Annotated in this window: 1 protein-coding gene; it reads right to left on the minus strand. The window is 53.8% G+C overall.

Annotated elements, in window-relative coordinates; translation table 11 throughout:
- The coding region (gene flgK / locus AC2VLY_RS09275) for a flagellar hook-associated protein FlgK (protein ID WP_486922147.1) at positions 1 to 1,483 on the minus strand (1,483 nt) is incomplete at both ends.

The raw sequence follows: 1,483 nt of genomic DNA on the forward strand, positions 1-1,483 counted from the left end.
ACCCGGAAGAAATCTGGAAGGTCGCCGAACCTCCCTGACTGGCACCACTGGTCATGGTGATCTGCAAATTAGTCGGAAATGACGATATGTCGCTAGGGGGGACTCGCACGCCGGCGGCATCGCTGACATATTGTCCGGCAGAAAGGGTCATATTACCCAGATTATTATTCTGCAGACTGCCGCTGACTAACATGCCGGGGCTACTTACAAACGGACTGGCGGCTGCGATGCCCGCAGGATCAGTCAGCACCGTCTGCATACCTACGGCACCCTGACGCGTCGGCTCTACCAGAAAGCTGTCCCCTGCTGCCGCAGTTCCGGACACCTGCAACTGGAATCCTACCCCGGAAAAATTCAGGCTCGTCGTACTCGCACCCGAAGATACAGAACCAGAAGTGCTTGCCACCGTTGCTCCCGTACTGCGGTCCTGCAAAGTCCATACGGAACCTGAGCTTTTGGTCAAAATATAATCATTGCCACTCAGATTTCCGACGTTGGTAATGGTGCCCAGCACCGAAGCAGCGCCACTACTGTTATGTGTATTTGCGAATACCTGCACCGCACCTGTGCTGAACAAGGCTGAACCGCTGCTACCGTTGAGATTCAAACCCTGCGCCTGCTGGGCATTCAAGGCCGAGGCAATACCATCTGCCAAAAGTCCCAAGCCATTTTCAGCAGGGTTCAACGATTGACTGCGGAATTGCAATAATCCGCCCAGGGTTCCACCAGTGAGGCTTTTGGAGATATCCGCGCCGTTGTTGGCATAACCTACATCCAGAGTTTGCTGGTTATATGGGCTACTCTGGGTCTGCAGGGCAAACGATTGACCACCCGCCACCAACACCTGTCCATTACTCAGAAAAACACTGAGCTGGGAATTCTGCTGTTTAAGAACCTGCACACCCACCTGACCATTTAATTCGGTAATCAGATGATCGCGCTGATCCAGTAAATCATTGGGTGACCCGTTGGGATTACCCTGCGCGGCAGAAATCTGGACATTCAATTGTGCAATCTGCTTGCTGATGCTGTTGATCTGGTCAACGGACTGGGTAATCTGCTGATTCACCCCGCTGCCTACGCTGGCCAACTGCTGTCCCAATGACTGAAATGTCTGGCTGAGGGTCTGTGCATTGCTGAGCATACTCTGGCGGGCGGGAATATCATCCGGGCTGGCCGCCACTTGCGCGACCCCGGAAAAAAACTGGCTGACCTGGGAGCTGACGCCGCCATTATTGAGCATACCCAGGATATTCTGGAGGGAGCTGGATAAACTGGCCTGTCCGCTTGCGCTGGCACTGGCCGTCCAGACCTGACCCTGTAAAAAGCTGCTGTAACTGCGTTGCACGGAATCGACCTGAGTACCGTTTCCGTAATAAAGGCCGCCAATAGCGGTAGGGATAGCCGTTGACTGCAAAGCACTTTGTTGACTGTATCCGGGCGTATTTACATTGGCAATATTGTCCCCAACCACCTGCAAGGC

It is taken from the genome of Acidithiobacillus sp. TH-A36 (genome assembly GCF_057473445.1).